Annotated in this window: 5 protein-coding genes; 4 read left to right on the top strand and 1 reads right to left on the bottom strand. The window is 69.2% G+C overall.

What is annotated here, in order from left to right; translation table 11 throughout:
- A partial coding sequence (locus tag AC30N0_RS05215; RefSeq protein WP_489516869.1) for a 2-oxo acid dehydrogenase subunit E2 occupies positions 1 to 695 on the top strand: 695 nt, incomplete at its 5' end.
- Complete coding sequence (gene lpdA / locus AC30N0_RS05210) at positions 692 to 2485, top strand: dihydrolipoyl dehydrogenase (RefSeq protein WP_489516868.1); 1794 nt, start codon at positions 692 to 694, stop codon at positions 2483 to 2485. The genes AC30N0_RS05215 and lpdA, both read left to right, overlap by 4 nt.
- A gap of 12 nt (positions 2486 to 2497) precedes the next feature.
- Here lpdA and AC30N0_RS05205 read toward each other — a convergent pair whose 3' ends face one another.
- On the bottom strand, positions 2498 to 3025 hold the full coding sequence (locus AC30N0_RS05205; protein ID WP_489516871.1) for an NUDIX hydrolase: 528 nt from the start codon (positions 3023 to 3025) through the stop codon (positions 2498 to 2500).
- A 56-nt stretch (positions 3026 to 3081) separates the two neighbouring features.
- Here AC30N0_RS05205 and AC30N0_RS05200 point away from each other — a divergent pair, with 56 nt between their 5' ends.
- The gene (locus tag AC30N0_RS05200; RefSeq protein ID WP_489516867.1) at positions 3082 to 3780 is read left to right on the top strand and encodes a fumarylacetoacetate hydrolase family protein; all 699 of its coding nucleotides are present in this window, start codon (positions 3082 to 3084) and stop codon (positions 3778 to 3780) included.
- Between the two features lie 17 nt (positions 3781 to 3797).
- Positions 3798 to 3923, top strand: a 126-nt coding sequence (locus tag AC30N0_RS05195; protein ID WP_489516870.1) for a glutathione S-transferase N-terminal domain-containing protein, incomplete at its 3' end; no start/stop codon positions are given.

The following is a 3923-nucleotide window of genomic DNA, read 5'->3' as shown; positions in this document are numbered from 1 at the left end:
AGTTCGGCCCGACCGAGCGCAAGGAGCTGTCGCGCATCAAGAAGATCGGCGCGGCCAACCTGCACCGCAACTGGGTCCTGATCCCGCACGTCACCAACCACGACGACGCCGACATCACCGATCTCGAGGCGTTCCGTGTCGCGACCAACAAGGAGAACGAGAAGGCCGGCATCAAGGTCACCATGCTCGCCTTCCTCATCAAGGCCTGCGTGGCGGCGCTGAAGAAGTTCCCCGAGTTCAACGCGTCGCTGGACGTCGATCACCTGGTCCTCAAGCAGTACTTCCACATCGGCTTCGCCGCCGACACGCCGCACGGCCTGATGGTCCCGGTGCTGAAGGACGCCGACCAGAAGGGCGTGCTGCAGATCTCGGCCGAGATGAGCGAGCTGGCGAAGAAGGCGCGCGAGGGCAAGCTCTCGCCGGGCGAGATGAGCGGCGGGTGCTTCTCGATCTCGTCGCTCGGCGGCATCGGCGGCCGCTACTTCACGCCGATCATCAATGCGCCCGAGGTGGCGATCCTCGGCGTCTGCCGCAGCACGACGGAGCCGGTGTGGGACGGCAAGGCGTTCCAGCCGCGCCTGACGCTGCCGCTGTCGCTGAGCTGGGACCACCGGGTCATCGACGGCGCCGCGGCGGCGCGGTTCAATGCCTACCTGGTGCAGATCCTCGGCGACTTCAGGCGGGTGCTGCTGTGAGCGTCGACGTCAAGGTGCCGGACATCGGCGATTTCAAGGACGTCGGTGTCATCGAGGTGCTCGTCAAGCCGGGCGACACGGTCCGGGTCGAGCAGAGCCTGATCACGATCGAGAGCGACAAGGCGTCGATGGAGATTCCGTCGTCGCACGCCGGCGTGGTGAAGGAAGTGAAGGTCAAGGTCGGCGACACCGTCAACGAGGGCTCGGCGATCCTGACGCTGGAGGCCGTGGAGGCAGCGTCGGCCCCCCCAGCCGCGGCTCCGGCGCCTGCCGGCACCACCGCAACGGTCGCACCGCCTGCAGCGACGCCGGCGTCGTCGCCGACGCCTGCAGCTACCCCCGCAGCGCTCGGCGGCGACCTCACCTGCGACCTACTCGTCCTCGGCGCCGGTCCCGGCGGCTACTCAGCGGCTTTCCGCGCCGCCGACCTAGGGCTGAAGGTGGTGCTCGTCGAGCGCTACCCGGTCCTCGGCGGCGTCTGCCTCAACGTGGGCTGCATCCCGTCCAAGGCCCTTCTGCACGTCGCCGCGGTGATCGACGAGGTGGCGCATTTCGGCGCGCTCGGCGTCGAGTTCGGCAAGCCGGCGATCGACCCGGCGCGCCTGCTGGCGCACAAGAACAAGGTGGTCGGCCGACTGACCGGCGGGCTCGCCCAGATGGCGAAGATGCGCAAGGTGACCGTGGTCACCGGCAGCGGCCGCTTCAGCGACGCGAACCATGTCAGCGTCGAGCTCGCCGGCGGAGGGATGACGAGCATCGGCTTCACGCGCGCCGTGATCGCCGCCGGCTCGCAAGCCGTCGAGCTGCCGTTCATGCCCAAGGGCGACCCCCGCGTCGTCACCTCGACCGGCGCGCTGGAACTGCCGTCGCAGCCGCGGCGGATGCTGATCGTCGGCGGCGGCATCATCGGCCTCGAGATGGGCACGGTGTACTCGACCCTCGGTGCGCGCCTCGACGTCGTCGAGATGCTCGACGGCCTGATGCAGGGCGCCGACCGCGACCTGGTCCGCATCTGGCAGAAGCTCAACGCGCGCCGCTTCGACAACATCCTCCTCAAGACGAAGACGGTGAGCGCCGAGGCAAGGCAGGACGGCATCCTCGTGAGGTTCGAAGGCGAGGGCGCCCTGAAGGAGCAGCTGTACGACCTGGTCCTGCAGGCCGTCGGCCGCGTTCCCAACGGCAGGAAGATCGGCGCCGAGAACGCCGGCATCACGGTGAGCGATCGCGGCTTCGTCCCGGTCGACATCCAGATGCGCACCAACGTGCCGCACATCTTCGCCGTCGGCGACATCGTCGGCCAGCCGATGCTCGAACACAAGGCGGTGCACGAGGCGCACGTCGCCGCGGAGGTCGCCGCCGGCGAGCAGCTGGGCGACGCGAAGCTGGCCCGGCGCGCCTTCGACGCGCGCGTGATCCCGAGCGTGGCCTACACCGACCCGGAGATCGCCTGGGTTGGCGTTACCGAAGACGAGGCCCGTGCGCGCGGGCAGAAGGTGACGAAGGGGCTCTTCCCCTGGACGGCATCGGGGCGGGCGATCGCCAACGGCCGCGACGAGGGCTTCACCAAGCTGCTCTTCGACGCGGAGAGCCATGCCATCGTCGGCGGTGCCATCGTCGGCACGCACGCGGGCGACATGATCGGCGAGATCGCGCTGGCCATCGAGATGGGCGCCGACGCCGTCGACATCGGCAGGACCATCCACCCGCACCCGACGCTCGGCGAATCGATCGGCCTGGCGGCCGAGGCCTTCGAGGGCAGCTGCACCGACTTGCCGCCGGCCCGGCGCTGAGGCGCCGCCGGCCTAGGCGATGTCCGCGAAGTGGGCGGGGAAGCGGCCTTCGCGTCGGTCGGCGAAGAAGAACTCGAGCGTCATCTTCGTCGTGCGGAAGGCGATCTCCGGCCAGGGCACTTCGTCCTCGCGGAAGAGCCGGGCCTCGAGCGACTCGGGTCCGGGAACGAAGTCGACGTCGAGCATGCGGGCCCGGTAGAAGAGATGGACCTGGCCCACGCGCACGACGTTGATCAGCGTGTACAGGCCCTCGAGCTCGACGCGGGCGCCGGCTTCCTCGACCGTCTCGCGCAGCGCCCCCTCTTCGGTGGTCTCGCCGAGTTCCATGAAGCCCGCGGGCAGGGTCCACAGCCCGTGCCGGGGGTCGATGGCACGGCGGCAGAGCAGCACCTGGTCCCTCCAGACGGGCAGGGTGCCGACGACGTTCAGCGGGTTCTCGTAGTGGACGGTGCTGCAGAGGCGGCAGGTGGCGCGCTCGCGGTTGTCGTCGGGCGGCGTCGCGTAGTGAACTTCGCCGCCGCAGGCCCGGCAATGCTTGATGCTGCGCAGGGTCGCCATGGCGCCGAGTGTAGTGAACTGCATGGCATGATTCAGCGATGAAACACGTCATCCCTACCCCCGCCGTGACCTCCCTACCGGTCGCCGGCGGCAGCGGCGAAACCTTCCCCGTCCGGCGCGTCTATTGCGTTGGTCGCAACTACGTCGAGCACGCGATCGAGATGGGCTTCACCGGCCGCGAGCCGCCTTTCTTCTTCATGAAGCCGGCCGACGCGCTGCTCGTCGTTGCCGAGGGCGAGGTCGGCCGCATGCCGTACCCGAGCCTGACCAGGAGCCTGCACCACGAGGTCGAGCTCGTCGCCGCCATCGGCATCGGCGGCCGCGACATCGCCGCCGCGGATGCGATGCGGCACGTCTGGGGCTACGCAGTCGGCCTCGACATGACCCGGCGCGACCTGCAGGGCGAGGCCAAGAAGCTGGGCCGGCCGTGGGACATCGGCAAGGGCTTCGACGCCTCGGGGCCGATCGGGCCGCTGCACCGGGCCGGCTCGACGCAGATCGGCCCCGACACGACCATCTCGCTGCAGGTCAACGGCGTCGTGCGCCAGAAGAGCACGATCGGCAAGCTCATCTGGAGCATCGCCGAGATCATCGAGCACCTGTCGGCGGCCTGGGAGCTGCAGCCTGGCGACCTGATCTTCACCGGCACGCCCGAAGGCGTGGCCGCGGTCGAGCGCGGCGACGTGCTGAAGGCCGAGGTCGGCGGCATCGGCAGCCTGCAGGTCGAGATCGTCTAGTCCTCGTCGGCCGCGAGATGCAGCTGTACAGCTACTTCCGGTCCTCGGCGTCGTTTCGCGTCCGCATCGCCCTCGAGCTGAAGGGCCTGGCCTATGACTACGTCCCTGTTCACCTGGTCAAGAACGAGCACCTGCAGGCCGAG

This window comes from Rhizobacter sp., from assembly GCF_031412495.1.
Lineage (GTDB): Bacteria > Pseudomonadota > Gammaproteobacteria > Burkholderiales > Burkholderiaceae_C > Schlegelella_A.
The sequence above is the reverse complement of the archived record's forward strand: the minus strand, read 5'-3'. Positions and strand labels throughout refer to the sequence as shown.

Coding starts and splice junctions, on each gene's coding strand:
- AC30N0_RS05200 (WP_489516867.1), top strand. CDS start 3,082: ATGAAACACGTCATCCCTACCCCCGCCGTGACCTCCCTACCGGTCGCC.